This window comes from Gordonia zhaorongruii, from assembly GCF_007559005.1.
Lineage (GTDB): Bacteria > Actinomycetota > Actinomycetes > Mycobacteriales > Mycobacteriaceae > Gordonia > Gordonia zhaorongruii.
Genome location: NZ_CP041763.1, coordinates 1,049,481 through 1,074,433, shown reverse-complemented (window position 1 = coordinate 1,074,433; position 24,953 = coordinate 1,049,481). Strand labels below are relative to the sequence as shown.

Below are 24,953 nucleotides of genomic sequence, written 5' to 3'. Positions count from 1 at the left end.
CCTAATCGTCCGTTCCCTCGAGGCGGAGAACGCTGTAGACCTTGATGACCGAGTCCATCTCCTCGATCGCGCGGACGGTCGCCGACTGGTCGCGATCCGGGGCGCGGTGGGTGACTACGATCAGTCGCGCGTTCTCCCCCGCGCCCTCCTGCCGCACGGCCGAGATGCTCACACCGTGGTTGGCGAACTCGGCCGCCACCTGTTCGAGGACACCCGCCTTGTCCGCGACCTTCATCGCCACGTAGTAGCGGGTCTCCACATCATCGATGGGCGTGACCGGCAGGTTCGCGTACGTCGACTCCAGCGGTCCGCGACCGCCGTTGACGCGGTTCCGGGCGGCCATCACCATGTCGCCGAGTACTGCTGAGGCAGTCGGCGCGCCGCCCGCCCCCTGCCCGTAGAACATGAGACGCCCCGCGTTCTCGGATTCGACGACCACCGCGTTGAAGGCGCCGTTCACCGTCGCGAGCGGATGGTCGTGCGGAATGAGCGCGGGGTACACGCGTGCCGAGACCTTCTCCACCCCGTCGATCGTGAGACGTTCGCAGATGGACAGCAGCTTGACCGTGCAGTCGAACTTCTTGGCGGCCTGCAGATCCTCCGCGGTGATCTCGGTGATGCCCTCGCGGTACACATCGCTCGCGGTGACCCGCGAGTGGAAGGCGATGGAGGCGAGGATCGCCGCCTTCGAGGCCGCGTCGTAACCTTCGACGTCAGCCGTCGGATCCGCCTCGGCGTATCCTAGTTCGCCGGCCTCGGTGAGCACATCCGCGTAATCGGCGCCCGTCTCGTCCATCGCCGAGAGGATGTAATTGGTGGTGCCGTTGACGATGCCCGCCACCCGGTTCACCGAGTCCCCCGCCAACGACTGCGTGAGCGGCCGGATCACCGGGATCGCACCGGCGACTGCGGCCTCGAAGTACAGGTCCGCATGGTTCGCCGCGGCAGCCGCCGACAAAGCTCCTGCGTGCGCGGCCATCAGCGCCTTGTTGGCGGTGATCACCGACTTACCCGCCTTGAGAGCGTTCAAGATCAGGGTGCGCGCCGGCTCGATGCCGCCGATCAGTTCGACGACGACGTCGACGTCGTCGCGGCCGACCAGGGACTGCGGGTCATCGGTGAGCAGTGACGAGTCGATGTCCCGGGCTCGCGCGAGGTCGCGCACTGCGACGCCCCGGAGCTCGACGGTCGCACCGACCCGCGAACGCAGGTCGTTCGTCTTCTCGACCAGGTTGCGAACCACCTCGGTTCCGACGTTGCCCATGCCCAGCACAGCGATCCCGACTGGGCGCCCAGCCTGTTCCGCCATCTCAGCCTGTTCCGTCATTCCTGCCCCACCTCCAACCTCAAGAAGTCTTCAAGCGTCTCACGCCGCAGCATCAGGCGGCTGTGACCATCATGCACGGCGGCGACGGCCGGGCGTGGCGCCATGTTGTATCGGCTCGACATCGAGTAGCAGTATGCGCCGGTCGCGCCGACCACCAGCAGGTCGCCCGGAGTGAGATCCTCCGGCAGCCAGCAGTCTCGGATGACGATGTCGCCGCTCTCGCAGTGCTTTCCGACTACTCGGCAGACGACCGCTCGCGCCTGTGACACACGCGAGGCCAGCCGAACGTCGTATTCGGCGTCGTAGAGGACGGTGCGGATGTTGTCGCTCATGCCGCCGTCCACCGACACGTAGCGCCGCGTCGCCGCACCGTCGAGTGCCACGTCCTTGATGGTGCCGACCCGGTACACGGTGATGCCCGCGGGTCCGGCGATGGCCCGGCCCGGCTCGACGGCGATAGCGGGCATCGGCAGTTCGAGTCGGTCCGACTCGCGCCGCACGATGTCGACGAGCGACGCCGCGAGATCCGCAACGGGCGGCGGGTTATCGGTGGGAAGGTACGAGATCCCCAGTCCGCCGCCGAGATCGAGGACCTCGATCTGCTTGGTCTTGTCCACCCCGAACTCGTCCACGACGTCGGCGAGCAGGCCGAGCACACGGTGCGCCGCGAGCTCGAAGCCGTCGATCTCGAAGATCTGCGAACCGATATGACTGTGCAGCCCGACCAGTCGCAGGTTCGCCGCCGCGAACACCGCGCGCACCGCGTTCATCGCGACGTCCCCAGCGAGGGCGAAGCCGAACTTCTGATCCTCATGTGCAGTCGAGATGAACTCGTGGGTGTGCGCCTCGACGCCCGGAGTCACCCGGATCAGCACGTCGGTCACCGCGCCGCGGGCGCCGGAGAGCCGGTCGAGCCGTTCGATCTCGACCATCGAGTCGACGACGATGTGCCCGACCCCGGACTCGACGGCCGCGTCCAGCTCCGCTTCGCTCTTGTTGTTGCCGTGCAACGCGATTCGCTCCGCCGGGAATCCCGCGTGCAGTGCGACGGCGAGCTCGCCGCCGGTGCACACGTCCAGCGAGAGCCCCTCGGACCGCACCCATTCGGCGACCTGTGTCGACAGGAACGCCTTCGACGCGTAGTGAACCCGGCCGTGCGGACCGAATGCGGCCTGCATCTCGGCGCAGCGGGCACGGAAGTCGTCCTCGTCGTAGACGAACAACGGGGTGCTGTACTCCTGCGCGAGCTGATCGACTCCGATTCCGCCGATCGTCAGGACGCCGTCGTCGTTGCGGCCCGCGCCCTTCGGATACACGTTCGCGGGAACCGCCGACAGCTCCTGCGGGCTGTTCGGTCGTTCGGCCAGATGCGGCGACGCCAGGATGTCGGCGTGGCGGGGACCTGCTGGGTGTGCCATCACATGCGCTCCGGTGCGGTCACGCCGACCAACGCGAGTCCGTTGGCCAGCACTTGGCGGGTCGCCTCGCAGAGCGCGAGGCGGGCGGTGTGGACGTCTCCCGGCTCCTCGTCGCCCTGCGGAAGCACGCGGCAGCGCGAGTAGAAGCGGTGATAGGCGCCCGCGAGGGACTCCAGGTAGCGGGTGACGCGGTGCGGTTCACGCAGCGTCGCCGCAGTGGAGACCACATCGGCGAAATCTCCGATGGTGCGGATCAGGTCGCCCTCGGACGAGTCGTCGAGCACATCGAGATGCTCCACACCCGCTGTGAGGCCGAGATCGGCGGCACTGCGAGCGAGCGCCGAGAGCCGCGCGTGCGCGTACTGCACGTAGTACACCGGGTTGTCGGACGACTGCTTGCGGAGCAGGTCGATGTCGATGTCGATGTTGACGTCGATGGACGACCGGATCAGCGCGTAGCGGGCCGCATCGACGCCGACGGCCTCGACCAGGTCGTCGAGGGTGATGACGGTTCCGGCGCGCTTGCTCATGCGCACGGGCTTGCCTTCGCGGACCAGGTTCACCATCTGACCGATGAGAACCTCGACGTGCTCGGGGTCGTAACCCAGCGCTGCGGCTGCTGCCTTTAGCCGCACCACGTAGCCGTGGTGGTCGGCACCCAGCATGTAGATGAGGTGATTGGCACCGCGGTCGTGCTTGTCCTTGAGGTAGGCGATGTCGCCTGCGATGTAGGCGGCGTTGCCGTCGCTCTTGAGGACCACCCGATCCTTGTCATCGCCGAAGTCGGTGGAGCGCAGCCACCACGCTCCGTCCGCCTCGTACAGGTTGTCGCTCGCCTTCAGTTCCTCGATGGACTGCTCCACCAGGCCGCGCTCGAACATCGAGTTCTCGTGGGTGTACACGTCGAAGTCGGTGCCGAATTCGTGGAGGGTGCTCTTGATGTGGCCGAACATCAGCTCCACGCCGTCAGCGCGGAACGTCTCCAGGCAGTCGTCCTCGGCGAGGTCCAGAACGCCCGGGTTGTTTCCGACCACGGTCTCGGCGATCTCGCGGATGTACTCCCCCGAGTAACCGTCCTGCGGTGCAGGCTGATCGCGGGCAGCGGCCAGCAACGACCGCGCGAATCTGTTGATCTGCTCGCCGTGATCGTTGAAGTAGTACTCGCGCGTGACGCTCGCGCCGCGCGCCGACAGGACTCGGCCGAGGGCGTCGCCGACGGCGGCCCACCGCGTACCCCCCAGGTGGATGGGACCGGTCGGGTTCGCCGATACGAACTCCAGGTTGACGTTCAGCGCGGCCAGTTCGGAGCCGCGACCGTAGTCGGCCCCCAGCTCGAGCACCGTTGCGACGGTTTGATTCTGCGCCGCCGCTGCGAGTCGGAGGTTGACGAATCCGGGTCCGGCGATCTCGGCGGAATCGATCCCCGGGTCGGCGGCGAACTCATCGGCGAGCCACGTCGCGAGTTCGCGCGGGTTCACGCCGGCCTTCTTACCGAGCTGCAGGGCGATGTTGGTCGCGTAATCACCGTGTTCCGGGCTACGCGGACGCTCCACCACCACCGTCTCCGGCAGCAGGTCGGCGTCCAGGTCATGGGCTTGAAAGACCTTCTGCGTCGCGGCGCGAAGCAGAGCAGCGAGTTCGGTGGGAGTCACGGCTACCCATCCTATTGTCCGCGGACGGTTCGTGGGCAATCGGTCCCCTCGGACTGAGCGACGGCGTCCGATCGACCTGCCTCCGTCTCCGGCACACCGCGAATGTCGGTGGCCCCGGATATGATTCAGGTATCAGATAAACAGCTCCTGAACAGCAGCAACGAGGTGATTCCGATGAAGACCGTGCCGCACCTTCCGGAGTCGCCCATGGAGCTGATGGCATTGATGGAGACTGCCGCCGTCAAGCTCGCGGACGTCCCGTTCGCCTGCGCCACCGAGGACGAACTCCTGAGCTGCGCCCGCACCGGCGAGCGGATCCGCAGGCGGCTGGACGGCGCCGACGCGGCGTTGCTCGTCGAGATATCCGACCGCGGAGCATTCTGGAAGGCCGGATGCCGGTCACTGCAGGCGTTCCTCGCGCAGGACCTACGACTCGGCCCGCGGGCAGCGCGTGCACGCAAGCTCGCCACCGCGGCGATCGGCCGGTTCACCAGCATGACCGGCGACCCCAGGGACCCGATGGCTCCGTCGACGGCCGAGGCCGTGCACGACGGAGCCATCGGCACCAATCATGTCATCGTGATCGACAAGGTCATGACGCAGATTCCCAACGCGGTGCCGACCGAGGTCACCGAACGCGCCGAAGCGCAGCTGGCCGATGCGGCGCGGTCGCTGACGCCCGAATCGCTCACCATCGCGGGCAAGCGACTGCGCGGCCTGTCCCCCTCTCCGCAGGACCAGCAGCTCATGTCGAAGCTGCGCGGCGAGGTCACACCTGAACTGCGGGCGATGCTCGAAGTGGTCTTCACACGCTTCGCGGCGCCCGGCATGAACAATCCGGCCGATCCGGATTCCCCGAGCGGTGCCGTCGACCAGCCGGGACTCGACGACGATGCTCTAGCCGCAGCGACGGAGCGGGACCTGCGTACGCAGTCTCAGCGCAACCACGACGCGCTGCTCGCCATGTGCGAATACCTGATCGCCGGCGGCGCGGTCGGGAAACCCGACAGGATCCCCGCCGAACTTGTCATCACCGTGACCGATCGCGAACTCGCCGACCGCACCGGGCTCGCTCTCACGGCGACGGGCCTCACCTACCGGTCAAGGATCTCGTCGAACTCGCTGCCGAGGCAACGGCTCATCTAGCAGTGTTCCGCGAGCACACGAGCGAGGTCCTGTACCTCGCGCGAGGCAGTCGATTCGCCAACAAGGCGCAGCGCCTCGCAGCGTTCGCACGCGATCGTGGATGCACGACACCAGGCTGTACCGTTCCGTTCTCCCGCACCGAGATGCACCACATGCCCGACTGGGCGGACGGCGGCCCCACCGATATCGACCATCTCGGTGGTGCGTGCGGTGGCCACAACCGCTCGGTCGGACCGGATCGCGGTCAGTGGGAGACAACGATTCTCAGCGCCGGCGATCACGCAGGACGCGTTGCCTGGCGACCAGCCGGATCCGACGACGAATGGCGAGTGAACATCCTCCACCACGTCGGGTTGCTCTCCGAACCCGACGACCCTCCCCGGCGTGGCTGCCTCACGTATGAGAACTATCAGCAGGGCGCCTGAACATCAGCCAGGTCAACATCCCAAAGCTGCTGCGAGCTCGTCGATGCCGCGGACGTGGAACGCATCGCGAGGATCAGGTTCATCGACTTTCGGCAGTGGCCCCCACTCCGTGGGCCGTTCCACATATGCAGTCCGCAACCCGAACGAGCGTGCAGCCGCGAGGTCGTTGACGTGGGTGGCGACCATCAGCACCTCTGACGGATTCACCTGCATCAGCTCGGCGATACCGAGATACACCTGCGATGCGGGCTTGTAGTGACGCCACAGGTCGGCACCACCGACGAAGTCCCATGGAAAGTCGCTCGCCTTCGCCATATCGGTCAGGAGGGCCACGTTCCCGTTGCTCAGCGCGCCGATCGTGAACTTCGTCTTCAGCCGTCGCAGGCCGTCGGACGAGTCCGGCCACCCGGGCAGGACATGCCAGGCGTGAACTGCGTGATCGAGCTGATCAGGTGCTGCGATGACGCCGAATTCGTCGATGAGCAGGCGCTCCAGCGACTCACGGTGCAGGTCGTCGAGGAGCGTCCACGGCCGCGTGCCGGATTCCACCTCGGCGAGCGCCGGAGCGTAGGACCGTCGCCACGCGATAGCCAGCGCGGACGCGTCGATGTCTGTGAACACCCGTGCCAGGACATCGGCGACTCCCGAATACCAGTCGGCGACGGTCCCGAACGTGTCGAAGGCCAGCACTTTGATCGACGAGTGCTCAGGCACGCGAGTACTCCGATGCGGCACGAACCTGCTCGGGAGACGGCGTCACCCCGGTGTACAAGGCGAACTGCGCCGCCGCCTGGCCGGCGATCACCGCGTCGCCGGAGATGACCTCGGCACCCCGGTCACGCATCGCCCGGACGAGCGGAGTGTTCGGCGGCATGGCGACCACGTCGAGGCAGCCGGTAGCCGTCTCAACCGCCTCGCGCGCGAAGGGCAGGCTGTCGCTCGCCGCTCCCCCGGCCATGCCGATCGGTGTCGCATTCACCAGCGTCGCCGGTCGTTCATCCCCGATATCGATGGAGTGGGTGAAGCCGTACTTCTCCGCGAGTGCCGACCCTGTCCCCGAGTTCCGGGCCACGACGGTCACTTTCTGGAATCCGTTGTCCCGCAATGCCGCTACTACCGCCTTCGCCATCCCGCCGCTTCCTGCGACGGCAACCGGCGCCGCGCGGTCGAACGACGACGCGGCCAGCAGGTCGGCCACCGCCTGATAATCGGTGTTGTAGGCCCGCAGGACGCCGTCGTCATTGACGATCGTGTTCACCGAATCGATCGCCGCGGCCGACGGTTCCATGACGTCGACGAGGTCGATCACCGCTTCCTTGTACGGCATCGACACCGCGGCACCGCGGATCGGCAGTCCGCGGATCCCGGCGACCGCCGCCTCCAGATTCGCCGGCGCGAACGCCTTGTAGACGTAGTTCAGACCGAGTTCGTTGTAGAGGTAGTTATGAAATCGGGTGCCGATATTCGACGGCCGGGCAGCCAGCGAGACGCAGAGAACGGTGTCCCGGTCGAGTGCGCGGGAATGCGGTGCGGTCATCTGTCCGAGGGTAAGGCAAACGTTCTCCCGCCTACCCGCTGAATCGCACCAGTTTCTCCGGATTCCGCACCGAGTACACCGCCGACACCCGGCCGTCGGTCACTTCGATGCAGGTGACGTTGTCGAGCACTCCGCCCAGTGAGACGGCGACCGCCGGCATCCCGTTGACCACGGTCGTCCGGAAGGTGATTCCTCCCATCTCGTCGCCTTTGGCCAGGAGTCCGACGATGTAACGCGCGACGCGATCGGCACCTTCGACGGGCTTGCGCGCAGCCGATACCACTCCGCCTCCGTCGCCGAGGGCGACGACGCCGGGAGCCAGGACATCCATGAGCGACTGCACATCTCCGGTGACCGCGGAGGAGATGAATCGCTCGGCGACCTCTTGCGCATCTGCCGGGGCGGCGACCGCCGCCGAGCGCCGAGCGTGCACGTGCTTCCGAGCGCGATGAGCCACCTGCCGAACGGCCGGCTCCGATTTGCCCAGTGCCGTCGCGATCTCGCCGTAGCCGAAGTCGAAGACCTCACGCAGCACGAAGACCGCCCGCTCCGCCGGTGCGAGTGATTCGAGGACCAGCAGCATGGCCGTGGTGACGGCTTCGCCCGTCAGAACGTGGTCGAGCGCCTCGTCTGTGGCCGACTCTGTCGCCTCCAGTGGCTCCGGCAGCCACGGGCCGACGTACTCCTCGCGACGCCGGTCGGCGGACCGGGCCGTGTTGAGGGCCTGACGGGTGACGATCCGGGCGAGGTAGGCGCGCGGATTCTCCACGGCCGTCTGGTCCACGTCCTGCCAGCGAAGCCAGCTCTCCGATACCGCGTCCTCCGCGTCGACCACCGAACTCAGGATCTCGTAGGCGATCGAGAACAGCAGCGGACGGTGGCGCACGAAGGGATCAGCTTCGGTGCCGGGAGCTCCCGCGCCGGTCACCGCGGCCCCGGCAGCCACGCGTAAGTGCCGTGTTCGGCAGTCCATGCCGCTCCCTTGCACACCAGCTCCTTGAACTCCGCCGCCGGACGTCCGCCGAACCACGCGCCGATCGGGGTGTCGTCCCGTTTCGCCGCTTGGATCACGCCGTTGCGACGACCGAGCGACACGTTCTGCCCGACGAACGCCATCGAGAACGCCTTCGGGTCCGCGTCCCGCATCTCGCGGATCACGTTGTTAGCCGCGTGAGTCCCCTGCGGAAGCGCTGCCTGACAGCTCATCCGAGTGCCGGGAACCGCTGCACCATCGCCGACGGCGTACACCGTCGGATGGCTTGTACTGCGCAGGAATTCGTCGACCACGACCAGACCATCCGCGTTCGTTCGGAGTCCGCAACGTGCCGCGAGGGTGTTGACGGCGCCTGCGACCGCCCACAGCGTCAGATCCGCCCCGTCCGGAGACCACCGACCCCTCACTGTCTCGACCCCGAGCTCTGTCAGGACGCGGACGACCCGGTCGCGGGCTGTATCACTCAGTGAGAAGCCGACTTCGTCTTCGCTCACGAGCTTGACCTTCAGGTCCTTGCGCTCGGTGGCGACCTCGGATGCCGTCTCAATTCCGGTCAGTCCGCCTCCGACGACGGTCACCGTTGATCGCGGAGGAAGGGCTGCGAACTGCTCGGCGGCAGCCCGGGCGGAGTCGAGCCCGCCGACCGAGAGAGTTCCCGCAGGCGCAGTGCGCGAGGATCCGACCGCGTAGATAAGACGGTCGTAGTCGAGGTCGGTGCCGTCCGACAGACTCACGACGTCGTCGCCGATCTTCTCCACCACTGCCACGCGCAGCGTCACGCGCTCATGCAACACGTCGGAGAGCCGCCGCGTCGCCGTCCCGCTTCCGGTGATCATCTCGTGCATCCGCACCCGTTCGACGAAATCCGCGTACGGATTGACGACGGTGATGTCAGCGTCCTTCGCCTTCTTGGCCAACCGGTTGGCGGCGACTGTCCCCGCATAGCCTGCCCCGGCGATCACGATCTTCATGGTGTGCCTCCATCGGTGTTCAACTCATGACATCCATGAGACACCGATGGGACGGGTTCTGTGACAGATCACGGCGGGGAGCGCCCGAGCCGATCGAAGCGTGTTCGAGAGATAACCTCGTCATGGACTGCTCGAGGCGTGGCCGTCAGTGGAAAATGATTCCTGACCAGTGAATTTCATTTCGTGGTGCCCCCCGTAGGATTCGAACCTACGACCTTCTGCTCCGGAGGCAGACGCTCTATCCCCTGAGCTAGGGGGGCGGGTCAAGCGAGAGCAACATTAGCGCACTCGCCGATGGCGGCCCAAACGTGGGGCCGCCCACCGCGGATCAGACGGCGATCAACGTCGCATCCCGGACGTCACGGTACCGATCGGGCGTGCAGGTCAAGACGATGATCTGCGCATCCCCCGCGGAAGTACTCAGTACCCGGGCCATCGATGTCAGCCGTTTCGGGTCGGTGTAGCCGAGTGCGTCGTCGAGTATCACCGGCACGCCATCGGCCACGTCGACCAGCGACGCGCAGGCGAGGCGAGCCAGCAGACCGAGTTGCTCACGCGCGCCGCCGGACAACGCCGAGACGTCCACCGTCACGCCGTCGAGGGTTCGGGTAGCGATCTGGAAATCGTCGCCGATCTCGAACCTGACACCGTCACCGAATACCGGACTCGCCAGCTCCTCCAGCCGCCTGGCGAACGGATCGATGTAACGCGCCCGGCTCTCGGACCGCTTCCGCTGCAGTGTCTCGTGCAGGACGCGCGCGCCCGCGGCTCGCTCGGAGACTCGCCGTAGATGCGCTTCGGCCGCTTCCAGTTCCGCGACTGCGTCGGACAACTCGTCCAGACGGCCGTCGCTGCGGCACACCTCGAGTCGCGTGGACAGTTCCGTCTGAAGCTTCCGGGTGTCGGCCAGTTGAGCGCGGGTTCGGTCGAGTGCCGCTTCCGCGTCCGCCGACCGGGCACGCAGTCCGGCGAGGTCGAGTCCGCGTGCGTCGGACGCCAGCTTGGCCGCCGCAGCCTGCGCCTCCTCGAGTTCGGCGTCGGCGTCCGCCACCGCCGCGGACAACGCGTCGTCGGGCGTCTCGGCGACGGCTTCGGCGATCTCGCCCTTCAACGCGGCAGCCGTGTGATGCGACTTCCGAGCAGATTCCTCCAGAATCTCGGCACGCTCCTGGGCCGCACGCCGGCGAGCGGCTTCCGCGTCCCGTGCGCGTTCGGCCCGCGCCGTGAGGTCGACGAGATCACGCTCCTGAGCGCGCAGCACGGACGATGCGGGCACAACATCGTCGGTCGAGTCGGTTCCGCTGCCGGACGGCATCCGCTCGGCGAGCCCGGCACGCGTCGCAGCGAGCTCGTCCAAGTCGCGTCCCCCCAGTTCGCGCGTGATGGACCGCTGCAGCTCGGCTGCCGTGCGCTCCGCGTCCATACGCCGCGAAACCACGCCGGCGACCTCCGAGAGGTCGTCCACGCCGCATCGCGCGGTCAGCTCCGCGGCCGCCGTCGTCAGCCGCCGCACCTCATCGGCGAGTCCGCGAGCGTCCGCGCCGGGCGTGACGTGAACGCGCACCGCGCCGGGCACTTCGACGGTGGTCGACGTCGCGGCCGACACCGTCTGCTCCTCGCGGACCGGTTGACCGTCGAGAACCACCTCGTCACCGAGCGGAGTCACGACGACGCTCGCAGCACCTGCATCGAGTCGGGCGCGAGCTGCAGCCAGATCACGGTCGAGCTCGGCGGCTCGGGCGGTATCGCGTGCGGTGACGTCCGGTCCGGTCGTTGCCGCGCGCGCGGCCGCCAATTCGTCATGCAGGCGCCGAACTTCCGTGAGCGTGGCATCGAGCTCGGTCAGACGCCGCCGGTCAGCGGCGATCGTCTCCGCGGCCTCGGCCGCCTCGATCCGTTCCCGCAGCGCTGTCAGGTTCTGCTGCGAGGCAACGAGTTCGACGCTGAGCGCTTCAGCCTTCTCCTCGGCCTCCCGAACCGCAGTACGGGATTTCTCGACCGACGACGCGGTGGACACGGCGTCCGACTCGTGCTGCCCGAGTCGCGTTCGCAGTCCCTCTCTCGCCCGCACGGCATCGGCGGCGACCCGCTTTGCCATCTCGCGTTGCGCGACGACCGCTCGGGCGGCCTTCACCTGTTCCCCTACCGCCTCGGCCTGCGACACCTCCGCTGCAGCAGTGGCCAGGTCGATCCGCTGCGATGATTCGAGCGCGGCCGACTCGGCGATCGCGGCAGCCACCGCAGGCAGTCGGTCAGTGGCCTCCTGCACCGACGACAGCAGAGTCTCGCGCTCGGTCGCCGCTGCGCGTGCTGCAGCTGCTGCCTGCTGCGCCTTCGCCAACTCGCCTGTGGCGCGGCCTTGGGCGGACGTGTAGTAGCGCTGGTATTCGGTCGTGACCGCGGCGACCAGATCGTTCGTCTCCTGCGATTCGGCCGACGACTCGGACTCCACCTGTCCCGCAGCCCGGTCCAGTGCGCGCGAGAGCGCAGAGCTGTCCGTCAGGTCGCCCAGCTCCGGATCGGTCGACTGCAGCAGGCGCAGGGCCCGGTACAGCGTCCGGTCGAGGGACTCTCCGAGGATCTCCTCCACCCGCTCATGGGCCGGCCGGCCGGTGATCTGCTCGGGGTTCGGTTCCAGGATCGTCAGCGCCGTCTCGGTCGCCTTGTTGAAACGTTTGAAGTACTCGAAACGCCATGTTCCGCAGGAGATCTCGGCGAATACCTCACTGCCGACGTCACGCCCCGATGGCTGGACGGCACGTACCTGCTGCTTGGAACTGTTCGCCCGGGTCGTCAGGAGAAGGTCGAGCGCCTCCACCATCGACGACTTCCCCGCTTCGTTCTCGCCTTCGATGACGGTGACGCCGCGCTCGGCGAAGACCACTTCGCGTTCGGTGATCCCGCGGAAGTTCGCGACACGCAGCCGGTGCAGCCGCATCAGAGCCTCCCCGCCAACCGGTACAGGAGCGAGAGGCCCGCGCGGGCGGCATCGGCCTCCTCATCATCGTCGGAGCCCGCCCGCTCGACGAGCTCATGCGCAGCCTGTGCCGCATAGCCCTGCAGATCGAGATCATCGAGATCGGCGGCCTCGGAGACGACGGCCAGATCGTGCTTGCGCTCCCACACTTTGACTGCTGCGAATCGATCCGACGATTCGTCGAGCAATTGCGTGAGCGCGACGTTCTCGGAGACGGTCAGAGTGCCGACGAGGGCAAGCTGGACGACGGTGCGCGCCTTATCGGACATGGCCCCGAGGGTCTCCCGCAAACGCTCCACGTCGGCGGCGGAGTTCACGTCCTGCGTGAGGGTGTGGAACCGCCACTGCCCGACCTTGTGCTTGGCCACATCGACACTCGACTCGCCACCGCGGCGCAGCGTCACTTCGAGAACATGCCCCGGTTCGGTCTCCACGTTGTCGAACGCGGTCACCTCCGGCGCGCCCGAGTACCAGACCCTGCCGGACTCCCCGACCGAGGTGACCGAGTGACGATCACCGAGAGCGACGTAGTCGACGAGTTGATCGGCGGTCGCGGCATCGAGCGAGGCACTGGACACGATCGACGGATCGCTGTTGGGACTGAGCGAGTCCATGCCGCCATGACCGACGACGATCCGGATGTCGTCGGACGGCGGCAGCTTGCCGACCTGATCGGCGATGAGATCGGACATCGGATGCTTCGAATGCCACGGTGCTGCGACGATGCTGATGCCGTCCCTGACTTTCACCACTCCGGGCTCATCGAGAACGTGCACGTTGGCGGGACACGCGCCGGCGAACCCCTTCGATCGATACACACTGGTGGCATCGATTGGATCGTGATTTCCCGGCAGCAGGTACACCGGCACCGGATAGTCGCCGAGTGCGTCGAGTGTCCGACGGATCGTCCGAGTCGACACACGCGGATCGTCGAACACGTCACCGCAGACGACCACGAACTCGGCGCCCGTGGAGGTCGCGACCTCACCGATCCGGACCACCGCGGCATCGCGAGCGGCGTTGTAGAGATGCTGCGCCTCCCCCGCCAGGAAATGGCGGGTCATCCCGAGCTGCCAGTCGGCGGTGTGCAGGAACGTGACCTCACGCTCCGGCGCCGAAGACGGCGTTGCAGACGAATCCGGTGTCTCGACCGCCGCCACCGCCCTGGCCGCGGGAGGCGACGATGGGCCGGGGCTGAGGTCGAAAAGCGGCTCGGTCTCGTACGGCGCTGCTGCGTACGTCTCGGTCTCGCGCGTCTCGGTCTCGCGTACCGGTCGGCTCATGTCGTCCCCCTTCCCGTCATCGGCGTCTGATCGTTGATTCGACACGATCCTACGATCGGGGTCCGACAAATCCTGTCCGGCGCGCGGCGGTCAGTGCGAGACGGTGCCCTCATCCACCGGCGCCTGCGGCACGGACGGCACGTTCTGGTGCGCAGGCCGCTTGAGGAAGAGCGACGCGATGAACCCGATGAGCATGACGCCCGCCCCCAGGTAGACCGCCTCGCCCATCGCGTCGGCGAAGCCGTCGCGCACCATCTCCGGAAGCTGCACGGACTGCTGACCCGAATCGTGGTCGAAGTCGGCGCCGGGCACATTCGCCGCCAGTCGGGACATCATCAGGGCGCCGATCGCCGACGCACCGACCACCGATCCGACCACACGCGTCGTGTTGTAGACGCCTGCGCCCGCACCGGCCTGATGCCATGGCAGGTCCCGCGTCGCGGTCGCCGCCAGCGGAGCCCAGATCCCGGCGCTCGCGAGCCCCATCAGACCGGACGGCACCAGGAGCAGCCAGACCGGGGTCTCCGGCGTGAACTCGAACGCCAACCACGCCATCGCCGCGCCGTAACCGAGCAGGCCCGCGGCGATCACGTTCCGCGGATGCACCCGATCGAGGATGCGACCGACGATCGGCGCGAAGACACCCGTCAGGACCGCCATCGGCACCATCACGAACGCCGATCGCGTCGGCGACATCCCACCGACCAACTGCAGGAAGAACATGATCGGGATCATCGATCCGGACACCGCGAAGCCCATCGCGGCGATGCCGATGTTCGACAACGCGAAATTCCGCGACGAGAACAGGCTGAGGGGCACCAGCGGCTCCATCCGGGTCTTGCCCTCCCAGAGCACGAACAACGCCAGGAACACGATGCCCCCGCCGATCAGACCCCAGATCCAGCCGCTCCAGTCGTAGCTCTCGCCCTCCTGGATCCCGAATACGAGCGCGGTGAGTCCGATCGCCGACAACACCACACCGAGCCAGTCGAACTTGTGCTCGTGGGTCTCCACGTCGGGGACGAGCGTCGCGGCGAGCACCAGCCCGACGATGCCGACGGGGATGTTGATGAAGAAGATCCACTCCCAACCCAGGGCATCGGTCAGCACCCCGCCGAGCAACGGACCGACGAGTGTCGCCACACCGGCGACCGTGCCCCACACGCCCATCGCCGCACCGCGTCGCTCCGGCGGAAAGATCCGGGTGATGAGCGACATCGTCTGCGGCGTGATCAGCGCGGCACCCAGCCCCTGAACGCCACGGGCGATGACCAACTCGCCGATCGAATCGGCCAGACCGCACCACAGGCTCGCGAGGGTGAACACCACCAGGCCCGCCTGATAGACCTTCTTCGGGCCGATCTTGTCGCCGAGCCGCCCGGTGATGAGCAGCGGGACCGCATACGTCAGCAGGTAGGCGCTGGTGACCCAGACGATGCCGCTGACACTGGCGTCCAGCGAACTCTTGATCTGCGGCTGCGCGACCGCCACGATCGTCATGTCGACCAGGATCATGAAGAAGCCGATGCACAGCGCGAACAGCGCCGCCCACGGCTTGTCGGTGACCGGCTTGAAGGCCGATCCACCCGTACCAGACATTTAGTGCTCCCAGCCACTCTCGACGAACAGGAGTGAAGGCTAGCACCGCTCACCGACAACGCCGCCTGCCGTTTTCCCGACCTGACATCGATTCGGCGGCGCGTTCGGCGGCAGGTTCGGCGGCAGGTTCGGCGGAGGGGGGAATAATGGTGGACGACAACGGTTGAACGAAGGTGGTTCACGGACGCGAACCGCCGGTACTCAGCGCGACCGCGCCTGAAGCACCGCGAATCGAACGGAGACTCGACATGCTCGGAAAGAAGAAGTCGAACCTGCCCGCACGCACGTCCGACACGACTATCGACGGCACCGCGACCAACGACACCGCGACGAAGGCCAAGACCCCCGGGCCGGTCGTCGGCACGATCGTCGACAAAGCGCAGCGCCTTCAGCAGCCTGCCGTCACCAAGTACGTGAACGGCCTCCGTCGCAGGCACCCCGACGAGTCGCCGCAGCAGATCATCGAGCGACTGGAGAAGCTGTACCTGAACACAGTGACCGCCTCGGGCGGAGCGGTCGGCGCCACTGCTGCGATCCCCGGCATCGGCACGATCAGCGCGATCGGCGCGATGTCCGCGGAATCGGCCCTCTTCATCGAGGCGTCCGCGCTCCTCGCCCTCGCCTCCGCCGAGGTGTACGGCATCGCACCGACCGACACCGAGCGCCGGCGTGCGATCGTGCTCACCGTCGCTCTCGGCGAAGAGGGCACCTCGATCCTGGGCAAGGCGATCGGTGGACGCAAGAAGAAGAACGCGGACACCGTCGCGCAGCTGGATGTCCCCGGACTCGGCGTCAACCTGGCGACCCTCAACAAGGCGCTCACCAACCGGTTCGTGAAGAAGTTCACGCTCGGCAAGGCTCCGGTGATGTTCGGCAAGGTGCTGCCCGGCGGTATCGGCGCGGTGATCGGCAGCGTCGGCAACCGCGCGCTGGGCAACGCGGTCATCCGCAACGCGCGCGCCGCGTTCGGTGCGCCGCCCCGCACGTGGCCGGCCGGAACCGTCGACGGCAGCCTCGCCGACGACCTGCCCCGTGTGGAAGGGACCAACTGAACGGCAGTGGCTGGATCGCCCGGCTGGCGACCCAGTGCTTCGAGCGGCGATGGCTCGCACTGGCCACCATCGCCACCACGCTCGGTGCTGTCGCCGTCGACCTGGTCGCACCGCTGCTGGTCAAGTCGGCGGTCGACACCGCGACCGGCGAGTCCGGCCGCACGCAGACCGCCCTCACGACGATCATCGCGGCGCTCGTCGTCGCCGCCGTCCTCCGGTACGCATGCCAGGCCGGACGTCGGATAACCGCCGGTGCCCTCGCGGTATCCGTCCAGGACCGGCTGCGCCGAGCACTTCTCGACACGCTCCTGCACTTGGACGGACGCTCGCGCGACACCATTCGCACCGGTCAGGTGGTCTCCCGGTCCATCTCGGACCTGCAGGTCGTCCAGGGGCTGCTCGCCATGGCACCGCTGGCCCTCGGCGGCGCGGTCCAGGTGGTGCTGGCGTTCGGGGTCATGGCCTGGTTGTCACCGCTGCTCACGCTCGTCGCCGTCGCCACGGTTCCGGTCCTGGTGACGCTGGTCTACTTCAGTCGCACCAAGTTGTTCGCGGCGACCTGGTCGGCACAGCAGGCCTCTGCCGATGTGGCCGGACACGTCGAGGAGACAGTCACCGGTGTACGCGTGGTGAAGGGATTCGGCCAGGAGCGGCGGGCCACCGACCGACTCGCCGCACTCGGCGCGCGACTCTACCGAGAGAAGCTGCGAACGGCGCGCCTCAGTTCCTATTTCATCCCGTCGATGACGTCGATCCCCCAACTCGGCATGGTCGTGGTGATCGGTCTCGGCGGCTGGCTGACTCTGCGGGGCGATATCACCGCGGGCACGTTCCTCGCCTTCTCGACCTACCTCGCCACGATGACCGGGCTCGCCCGCATCCTGACCAACCTGGTCGTCAACGCGCAGTTGGCCGCGTCTTCGGCCACCCGCGTCTACGACGTCATCGACCATCCTCGCGATGACGCGTTCAACCACGCTTCCGACGCCGCGAGCCTCCCGGACGGGCCACTCGGTCTCCGCTTCGAGGACGTCGCGTTCGCCTACGACCGACGCCCCGTGCTCGACGGCCTCGACCTGACGGTCGCCCCCGGAGAATGCGTGGCCGTCGTCGGCGGTCCAGGATCGGGGAAGTCCACGCTCGCGGCGCTGGCTGCCGGCACGTACTCCCCCGACTCCGGGTCGGTGACCATCGGCGGCACCGACACCGGTACGGAAGTGTCCGCTCTGCATCCCGATGCGCTGCACGCGGTGCTGTCCGTCGTCGACGATGAGCCGTTCCTGTACTCCGACACCGTCGCCGCCAACATCTCGCTCGGCCCGAAGCCCGACCGCACAGCGGACCGGTCTGCGGTCCAGACGGCCGCTGCGGCGGCCGCGGCAGATTTCGCAGTCGCTCTCGAGGACGGCTTCGACACCCGGGTCGGCGAACGCGGCCTCACGCTGTCCGGCGGTCAGCGGCAGCGCGTAGCGCTCGCGCGAGCCCTGCATGCGGGTTCGCGCATTCTCGTTCTCGACGACGCGACCTCCGCGGTCGACGCCGTCACCGAGGCGCGGATCCTCGGGCGGCTCCGCGAGCCGCGAACCACCATGCTGGTGCTGGCGCACCGACCGTCGACCCTCACCATCGCCGACCGCGTGGCCGTGATCGACGGCGGCCGCATCGCCGACATCGGCACGCCCGACGAACTGCGCGCACGCAGCGCTGAGTTCAACCGCCTCATGACACGCATGTCGCCGGGCGCCTCGAACACGGTGGACACCGATCAGGCGAGCGCTCCCGGCATGCGGGAACTGTGGCCGGAGGATCCCACTTCGACCGTCCCGCCGGAGACCGACGCATCACCAACCGCCGCATCGCCATCTGCCACGGCATCACCATCTGCGCGCACCGTGCCGGGCCGCAGCGGCGGTGGCCCGCTGGCCGGTGCTCTCGGCGCCATGCCCGCGACGCCGGAGATCGAGGCTGCGGTCGACAGGCTCCCGCCCGCGTCCGAGGATCCGCACGTCGACATCACACAGGCGCGCGCCGAGCGCCCGACGTTCGGGCTCGGGCAGATCCTGCGACCGGTGCGTCTGCTGCTCGGCATCGTGGTCGTGACCATCGCACTCGACACCGCGATAGGCCTGGCCTTTCCGTCGTTGGCGCGGCACGTGCTCAACGCGGACAGCACCGACGTGGTGTTCGGCGCCACCGCCGTCGGCGTGATCCTGGTGGCGATCGCCTGGCTGGTGTCGCGCGCCAACACCCTCGTTGCGGCGCGTGCCGGTGAACGCGTCCTGTACGCACTGCGCATCCGCAGCTACGCGCACCTTCAACGACTCGGACTCGACTACTACGAGCGCGAGCTCTCCGGCCGCATCATGACGCGCATGACCACCGACGTCGACGCGTTGTCCGGGTTCCTGCAGACGGGCCTATCCTCCGCGGTGGTCTCGGTTCTCACGCTGTTCGGTGTGCTCGGCGCGCTCTTCGTCACCGACCCGCCGCTGGCACTGGCGGTCATCCCGATCTTCCCCTTCCTGATCGTGGCGACCGTCTGGTTCCGGAAGGTTTCATCGGCCGCGTACACCCGTACCCGCGAGCTGGTGTCGGCGGTGAACGCCGACTTCCAGGAGAACATCGCAGGGCTGTCGACGACCCGCGGCTACCGGCACATCGGCGTCGCGACCGATGAGTTCGGGGCGCGTTCGGACCAGTGGTACGCGGCCCGGATGACATCGCAGCGCGCGGTTGCCGCGTACTTCCCCTTCATCACGTTCTGCGCCGATCTGGCCACCGCCATCGCCGTCGGAGTGGGCGCCCACCAGATCGCGAACGGCGACCTGGCACCGGGGACCCTCATCGCGTTCGTTCTCTACCTGGCGATGCTGTTCGGTCCGGTCCAGCAGTTGACGACGGTGTTCGACAGCTACCAACAGGCGGCCGTCGGTCTCGCCCGCATCCGCGATCTGGTCACCACACCCACATCGATCATCGACGCGGCGGACGCCGGCCGCACCGCCGATTCGAACGAACCCGAGGAAGAGGTCTCCGCGGCATCGTTCCAGGGCGAGGTCCGGCTCGAATCGATCGGCTTCCGCTATCGCGGGGCCGACCGCGACGCACTGTCGGACGTCGATCTGACCGTCCCGGCCGGCACCTCGCTCGCACTGGTGGGTGCGACCGGCGCAGGCAAGTCGACGATCGTGAAGCTCCTCGCGCGCTTCTACGAACCGACCACCGGGCGCGTGATGATGGACGGCACCGACCTGCGCGACATCGGGCTGGCGCGCTACCGCTCGCGGTTGGGCGTGGTCCCGCAGGAGCCGCATCTGTTCGCCGGGTCCGTCGCCGCGAACATCGCGTACGGACGGCCCGACGCCACACGTGAGCAGATCGCCGAGGCCGCCGGTCGCGTCGGCGCCGCGACGATGATCGCCGGCCTTCCCGGCGGCATGAACTTCTCGGTCTCCGAACGAGGACGCGGCCTGTCGTCGGGCCAGCGACAGTTGATCGCCCTCGCCCGGGCCGAACTCGTCGAACCCGACCTCATCCTCCTCGACGAGGCGACCGCCACTCTCGATCAGGCCACCGAGGCCCGGGTGCTCGCTGCCGGGGCAGCCCTCGCACGCCGGCGTACGAGTGTGATCGTCGCCCACCGACTGGCGACGGCATCGCGCGCCGACACGATCGCGGTCGTGGACGGCGGCCGGATCGTCGAACTCGGGAACCACGCCGCTCTCTATTCGGCTCGCGGACCGTATCGGCGGTTGTGGGACGCGGGAACCTCACCCGACGACGCCCCGGAATCCGGCTCCGACCCTATGATTTCCACCACATGACGGCATTCTCGGAGGCCATCATCGGCTGAACTCAACGCGGCCCGTCCGGTCCGCGTACGCTAGACAGTTGGCTGGTGGGGTCGGTCCACAAGACTGCGGACGCCAGCCATGCGAAACCATCAGCACTGGGTGAATTGAGGCGAGACAACGCTGTGAGCAGTTCGATTTCCGAATCCGATTTCGGGCAGAACGAGTGGCTGGTCGAGGAGATGTACCAGCGCTTCCAGAAGGATCCGGACTCCGTGGATCCGAGTTGGCACGAGTTGCTGAAGAACTACAGCCCGTCCAACGGAAGCGCTCCCACGCAGAAGACCTCGAGTCCCCCGGCCGCATCCCAGCAGCAGCCCCCGGCGCAGCAGCAGAAGCAGGGTTCGCCGTCGGTCGTCGCACCGAAGCAGGCCGTGACCCTCGACCCGGAACCGAAGGGGAACGCGCCGCGGCCCACCCGTAACCCGGCACCCACACGCGAGGCCGCGGCCACCAAGGCCGCCGCCGGAACCGCGCGAACCAAGACCGAGCAGAAGCCCGCAGGCGACGACCAGGCGACCGACGAGTCGAAGGTCCTGCGCGGTCCTGCAGCCGCCATCGTCCGCAACATGACGTCGTCGTTGCAGATCCCGACCGCGACGAGTGTGCGCGCGGTGCCGGCCAAGGCGATGATCGACAACCGCATCGTCATCAACAACCACCTCGCGCGCACGCGCGGCGGCAAGATCAGCTTCACGCACATCCTCGGCTACGCGATCGTCCAGGCGATCAAGTCGTTCCCGAACATGAACCGTCACTTCGCCGAGGTCGACGGCAAGCCGAATGTCGTCACCCCGGCGCACACGAATCTGGGCCTGGCCATCGACCTGCCCGGCAAGAACGGCAGCCGCACCCTCGTCGTCGCCGCGATCAAGGAGTGCGAGAGCCTCGACTTCGGCCAGTTCGTCGCCGCCTACGAGGACATCGTCCGACGAGCACGTGAGGGCAAGCTGGGCGCCGCCGACTTCGCAGGCGTCACCGTCTCGCTCACCAACCCCGGCACCATCGGCACCGTCCACTCGGTGCCGCGCCTGATGCCCAGCCAGGGCGCCATCGTCGGCGCGGGCGCGATGGAGTACCCGGCCGAGTTCCAGGGCTCGAGCGAAGAACAGCTCGCCGAGATGGGCATCGGCAAGCTGATGACCCTGACCTCCACCTACGATCACCGTGTCATCCAGGGCGCCGAATCGGGCGACTTCCTGCGCACGATCCACAACCTGCTCATCGACGACGCGTTCTACGACGAGATCTTCACCGCGCTGCGCGTTCCGTACGAGCCCGTCCGCTGGCGCCGCGACATCCCCGCAGGTCTCGTCGACAAGAACACCCGCGTCCTCGAGCTGATCGCCGCGTACCGCAGCCGCGGTCACCTGATGGCCGACACCGATCCGCTGGGCATGAACACCGACGCCCGCTCGGCTCACCCGGACCTCGACGTCCTCACGTACAACCTGACGCTGTGGGATCTGGACCGCACGTTCACCGTCGGCGGGTTCCACGGCCAGGACAAGATGAAGCTGCGCGAGGTCCTGTCGGTCCTGCGCGACGCGTACTGCCGCCACATCGGCGTGGAGTACACGCACATCCTCGATCCCGAACAGCAGAAGTGGCTGCAGGAGCAGGTCGAGATCAAGCATGTGAAGCCGTCCGTCGCCGAGCAGAAGTACATCCTGAGCAAGCTGAACGCCGCCGAGGCGTTCGAGACCTTCCTCGCGACCAAGTACGTCGGCCAGAAGCGCTTCTCGCTCGAGGGCTCCGAGTCGGTGATCCCGATGATGGACTCCGTCATCGACCGCTCGGCCGAGCACGGTCTCGAGGAAGTCGTGATCGGCATGCCGCACCGTGGGCGCCTGAACGTGCTCGCGAACATCGTCGGCAAGCCGTACTCGAAGATCTTCACGGAGTTCGAGGGCAACCTCGGATCGGCCCAGGCGCACGGTTCGGGCGATGTGAAGTACCACCTCGGAGCGCAGGGCAAGTACTACCAGATGTTCGGGGACAACGAGATCGACGTCTCGCTGACCGCCAACCCGAGCCACCTCGAAGCGGTGGACCCGGTCCTCGAGGGAATCGTCCGCGCCAAGCAGGACCTCCTCGATGAGGACAACCAGTTCGGCGTGCTGCCGCTGATGCTCCACGGCGACGCTGCGTTCGCCGGTCAGGGCGTGGTCGCCGAGACCCTCAACCTGTCGATGCTGCACGGCTACCGCACCGGCGGCACTGTGCACATCGTGGTGAACAACCAGGTGGGCTTCACCACCGCACCCGAGTACTCGCGCTCCACCGAGTACTGCACCGACGTCGCCAAGATGATCGGCGCACCGGTGCTGCACGTGAACGGCGACGATCCGGAGGCCTGTGTCTGGGCCGCCCAGATCGCCGTCGACTACCGCGACACCTTCCACCGCGACGTGGTCATCGACCTCGTCTGCTACCGCCGCCGCGGACACAACGAGGGCGACGACCCGTCGATGACGCAGCCGGCGATGTACGACGTGATCGACAACATCCGCAGCGTCCGCAAGAGCTACACGGAAGCACTGATCGGACGTGGCGACATCTCGACGAAGGAGGCCGAGGACGCACTGCGCGACTACCAGGGCCAACTGGAGAGAGTGTTCGTCGAGGTCAAGGAGCTCGACAGTTACGCGGCTGAGCCGTCACCGTCCGTGCGAGACGACCAGTTGCTGCCGGGCGGACTCGTCACGGCGGTCGAGCAGGACCGGCTGAAGCAGATCGGCGACGCCTTCGTGAACCTGCCGGAGGGCTTCGCCGCGCACCCGCGCGTAAAGCCGGTCATCAAGCGCCGCAACGAGATGACCAGCAAGGGCGACATCGACTGGTCGTTCGCGGAACTGCTCGCACTTGGCACCCTCGTTCAGGAGGGCACGACGGTCCGCCTCTCGGGTCAGGACTCGCGCCGCGGCACGTTCACCCAGCGTCACTCGGTGCTGATCGACCGGGACAACGGCTCGGAGTACACGCCGCTGAACCATCTCGACCCGGACGGCGCAGGCCGCTTCCTGGTGTACGACTCTCCCCTCTCGGAGTTCGCGGTCCTCGGTTTCGAGTACGGCTACGCCGTCGCGAACCCGGAGGCGCTCGTCCTCTGGGAGGCGCAGTTCGGCGACTTCGTGAACGGCGCTCAGTCGATCATCGACGAGTTCATCAGCTCAGGTGAGGCGAAGTGGGGCCAGCGGTCGGACGTCGTCCTGCTGCTGCCGCACGGCCACGAGGGCCAGGGCCCGGACCACACGTCCGGCCGCATCGAGCGCTTCCTGCAGCTGTGCGCTGAAGGATCGATGACCGTCGCCCTTCCCTCGACGCCCGCCAGCTACTTCCACCTGCTGCGCCGCCACGTGCACGACGGCATCAGCAGGCCGCTGGTGGTGTTCACCCCGAAGTCGATGCTCCGCAACAAGGCCGCGGTGTCGCCGCTGGAGGACTTCACCGACAGCAAGTTCCTCTCGGTGATCGACGACCCGAAGTTCACCGCGCGCAACGGGGACCGGGACAAGGTCAAGCGCGTGCTGTTGACGAGCGGAAAGCTCTTCTACGAGCTGGCCGCACGCCAGGAGAAGGACGGCCGCGACGACATCGCCGTCGTCCGCGTGGAGCAGTTGTACCCGGTGCCCCACCGTCGTCTCGCTCGTACGCTCGAGCAGTACCCGAACGCGGACGACTTCGTCTGGGTTCAGGAGGAACCCGCCAACCAGGGCCCGTGGCCGTTCCTCGGCCTGTGGCTCCCGGAGCAGCTCCCGAAGATCCTGCGGGGCCTGCGCCGCATCTCGCGCCGTGCGATGTCCGCACCGTCGTCGGGCATGAGCAAGGTCCACGCGGTGGAGCAGCAGGAGATCCTCGACTCCGCGTTCGAGTAGGTCTCGGTGCACCTCGAAACGGCCACCCCGTCACTCACGGGGTGGCCGTTTCGATGGTCGAGCCACCCTCCCGACGGCCGAGCCGCCCTCCCGACGGTTCAGCCACCCTCTCGATGGCTCAGCCCCCTTCTCGATGGTTGAGCCACACTCCCGATGGTTGAGCCGCCTTCTCCTCGATGGTTGAGCCGCGACCGAGGCGCCAGCCGAGGACGCGAGTCGAAACCCGCCGACCCCCGCACGCCGGTCTCCGACTCAGTCGTCGACGAGTCCCGTCAGCATCGGCAGCGCCGCGACCATCAGCTCGACGAGTTCGTCGCGTTCGACCACCGGGTCCGACAACCAGCGCACGAGCAGCTCCTCGATGTAGGCCATCCAGCCACCGATCGTCATCTCGATGACGGGTGACCGTTCGATGCCCAGAGCCGCCCCGTGGTCGAGTATGCGTTCGGACATCGCGGCGCGCGTGGCGTCGGCGACGGCGCGGATATCCTCGTCCGCGCTCGCCGATCCGCGGATGACGCCGACGAACCCCTTCCCGTTGTGCGCGACGTAGTCGACGTACGCGCCCACCGACGCGTGCAGCGTCGCAAGGGGGTCGTCGAGGTCGTCCCGAGGAGCGGTGCGCGCCAGCATCTCATCGGCCTGTTCGCGCACCACGGCGAGGTGGAAGTCCGCCTTCGATTCGAAGTAGTGGAAGAGCAGTCCTTTGGACACGCCCGCCGCCTCGGCGACGGCGTCGATGGTGATCGTCTCGAGTGGCTGCTCCTGCGCCAGGCCCACGCCCAGATCGATGAACTGCCTGCGACGCGCGTGCGGGCTCATACGGGTCCTGGACATGGTCAT

Annotated in this window: 15 protein-coding genes, 1 tRNA gene and 1 pseudogene; 5 read left to right on the top strand and 12 right to left on the bottom strand. The window is 67.5% G+C overall.

What is annotated here, in order from left to right; genetic code table 11:
- Position 1: 1 nt before the first annotated feature.
- From FO044_RS04830 to argS, 3 genes are read right to left on the bottom strand one after another with little or no spacing between them, the layout of a single operon-like run.
- Positions 2-1,327 (bottom strand): homoserine dehydrogenase, encoded by a 1,326-nt coding sequence (locus FO044_RS04830; RefSeq protein ID WP_132993852.1) that lies wholly within the window; start codon positions 1,325-1,327, stop codon positions 2-4.
- The gene (gene lysA / locus FO044_RS04825) at positions 1,324-2,748 is read right to left on the bottom strand and encodes a diaminopimelate decarboxylase (RefSeq protein WP_186290584.1); all 1,425 of its coding nucleotides are present in this window, start codon (positions 2,746-2,748) and stop codon (positions 1,324-1,326) included. The genes FO044_RS04830 and lysA overlap by 4 nt, the downstream gene beginning before the upstream one ends.
- Positions 2,745-4,397 carry an arginine--tRNA ligase gene (gene argS, locus FO044_RS04820; RefSeq protein WP_143965367.1) on the bottom strand — a complete coding sequence of 551 codons (1,653 nt, stop codon included), beginning with the start codon at positions 4,395-4,397 and terminating at the stop codon, positions 2,745-2,747. The genes lysA and argS overlap by 4 nt, the downstream gene beginning before the upstream one ends.
- A gap of 102 nt (positions 4,398-4,499) precedes the next feature.
- Here argS and FO044_RS04815 point away from each other — a divergent pair.
- Positions 4,500-5,578: pseudogene (locus FO044_RS04815) on the top strand (DUF222 domain-containing protein); the annotation flags it as partial.
- Between the two features lie 117 nt (positions 5,579-5,695).
- Positions 5,696-5,968, top strand: coding sequence for a hypothetical protein (locus tag FO044_RS15010; protein ID WP_165943112.1), 273 nt, complete (start codon positions 5,696-5,698; stop codon positions 5,966-5,968).
- A gap of 12 nt (positions 5,969-5,980) precedes the next feature.
- Here FO044_RS15010 and FO044_RS04805 read toward each other — a convergent pair whose 3' ends face one another.
- The 8 genes from FO044_RS04805 to FO044_RS04770 form a co-directional block, all read right to left on the bottom strand.
- Complete coding sequence (locus FO044_RS04805) at positions 5,981-6,682, bottom strand: haloacid dehalogenase type II (protein ID WP_235831510.1); 702 nt, start codon at positions 6,680-6,682, stop codon at positions 5,981-5,983.
- Positions 6,675-7,505, bottom strand: coding sequence for a shikimate 5-dehydrogenase (locus tag FO044_RS04800; protein ID WP_132993857.1), 831 nt, complete (start codon positions 7,503-7,505; stop codon positions 6,675-6,677). The genes FO044_RS04805 and FO044_RS04800 overlap by 8 nt, the downstream gene beginning before the upstream one ends.
- A gap of 31 nt (positions 7,506-7,536) precedes the next feature.
- Complete coding sequence (locus tag FO044_RS04795) at positions 7,537-8,451, bottom strand: RNA polymerase sigma-70 factor (RefSeq protein WP_235831511.1); 915 nt, start codon at positions 8,449-8,451, stop codon at positions 7,537-7,539.
- On the bottom strand, positions 8,430-9,470 hold the full coding sequence (locus FO044_RS04790) for an NAD(P)/FAD-dependent oxidoreductase (protein WP_132993859.1): 1,041 nt from the start codon (positions 9,468-9,470) through the stop codon (positions 8,430-8,432). Before FO044_RS04790 ends, FO044_RS04795 begins: the two co-directional genes overlap by 22 nt.
- Positions 9,471-9,654: 184 nt before the next feature.
- A tRNA-Arg gene (locus FO044_RS04785) sits at positions 9,655-9,730 on the bottom strand.
- A 68-nt stretch (positions 9,731-9,798) separates the two neighbouring features.
- Entirely contained in the window at positions 9,799-12,408 is a 2,610-nt protein-coding gene (locus FO044_RS04780; RefSeq protein WP_132993860.1) for an AAA family ATPase, read from the bottom strand.
- On the bottom strand, positions 12,408-13,730 hold the full coding sequence (locus FO044_RS04775) for a metallophosphoesterase family protein (protein WP_132993861.1): 1,323 nt from the start codon (positions 13,728-13,730) through the stop codon (positions 12,408-12,410). The genes FO044_RS04780 and FO044_RS04775 overlap by 1 nt, the downstream gene beginning before the upstream one ends.
- 90 nt (positions 13,731-13,820) lie before the next feature.
- A complete protein-coding gene (locus FO044_RS04770) occupies positions 13,821-15,329 on the bottom strand; it encodes an MFS transporter (RefSeq protein ID WP_132993862.1) in 1,509 nt (502 codons plus the stop codon).
- A 248-nt stretch (positions 15,330-15,577) separates the two neighbouring features.
- On the opposite strand from FO044_RS04770, the gene FO044_RS04765 reads away from it, so the two are divergent.
- The 3 genes from FO044_RS04765 (at position 15,578) to FO044_RS04755 (ending at position 24,110) form a co-directional block, all read left to right on the top strand.
- Complete coding sequence (locus FO044_RS04765; RefSeq protein WP_235831512.1) at positions 15,578-16,381, top strand: hypothetical protein; 804 nt, start codon at positions 15,578-15,580, stop codon at positions 16,379-16,381.
- Positions 16,315-20,205, top strand: a complete 3,891-nt coding sequence (locus FO044_RS04760; RefSeq protein ID WP_132993863.1) for an ABC transporter ATP-binding protein — start codon at positions 16,315-16,317, stop codon at positions 20,203-20,205. The genes FO044_RS04765 and FO044_RS04760 overlap by 67 nt, the downstream gene beginning before the upstream one ends.
- A 152-nt stretch (positions 20,206-20,357) precedes the next feature.
- Positions 20,358-24,110: a multifunctional oxoglutarate decarboxylase/oxoglutarate dehydrogenase thiamine pyrophosphate-binding subunit/dihydrolipoyllysine-residue succinyltransferase subunit gene (locus FO044_RS04755; protein ID WP_132993864.1), complete on the top strand. Its 3,753-nt coding sequence runs from the start codon at positions 20,358-20,360 to the stop codon at positions 24,108-24,110.
- Between the two features lie 252 nt (positions 24,111-24,362).
- On the opposite strand, the gene FO044_RS04750 is transcribed toward FO044_RS04755, so the two are convergent.
- Positions 24,363-24,953, bottom strand: coding sequence for a TetR/AcrR family transcriptional regulator (locus FO044_RS04750; protein WP_132993865.1), 591 nt, complete (start codon positions 24,951-24,953; stop codon positions 24,363-24,365).

What these genes read in the sequence shown, in the direction of transcription:
- FO044_RS04830 (WP_132993852.1), bottom strand. Translation starts at nt 1,327, where the DNA reads ATGACGGAACAGGCTGAGATGGCGGAACAGGCTGGGCGCCCAGTCGGG.
- FO044_RS15010 (WP_165943112.1), top strand. Translation starts at nt 5,696, where the DNA reads ATGCCCGACTGGGCGGACGGCGGCCCCACCGATATCGACCATCTCGGT.
- FO044_RS04800 (WP_132993857.1), bottom strand. Translation starts at nt 7,505, where the DNA reads ATGACCGCACCGCATTCCCGCGCACTCGACCGGGACACCGTTCTCTGC.
- FO044_RS04790 (WP_132993859.1), bottom strand. Translation starts at nt 9,470, where the DNA reads ATGAAGATCGTGATCGCCGGGGCAGGCTATGCGGGGACAGTCGCCGCC.
- FO044_RS04780 (WP_132993860.1), bottom strand. Translation starts at nt 12,408, where the DNA reads ATGCGGCTGCACCGGCTGCGTGTCGCGAACTTCCGCGGGATCACCGAA.
- FO044_RS04775 (WP_132993861.1), bottom strand. Translation starts at nt 13,730, where the DNA reads ATGAGCCGACCGGTACGCGAGACCGAGACGCGCGAGACCGAGACGTAC.
- FO044_RS04770 (WP_132993862.1), bottom strand. Translation starts at nt 15,329, where the DNA reads ATGTCTGGTACGGGTGGATCGGCCTTCAAGCCGGTCACCGACAAGCCG.
- FO044_RS04765 (WP_235831512.1), top strand. Translation starts at nt 15,578, where the DNA reads ATGCTCGGAAAGAAGAAGTCGAACCTGCCCGCACGCACGTCCGACACG.
- FO044_RS04750 (WP_132993865.1), bottom strand. Translation starts at nt 24,953, where the DNA reads ATGACCATGTCCAGGACCCGTATGAGCCCGCACGCGCGTCGCAGGCAG.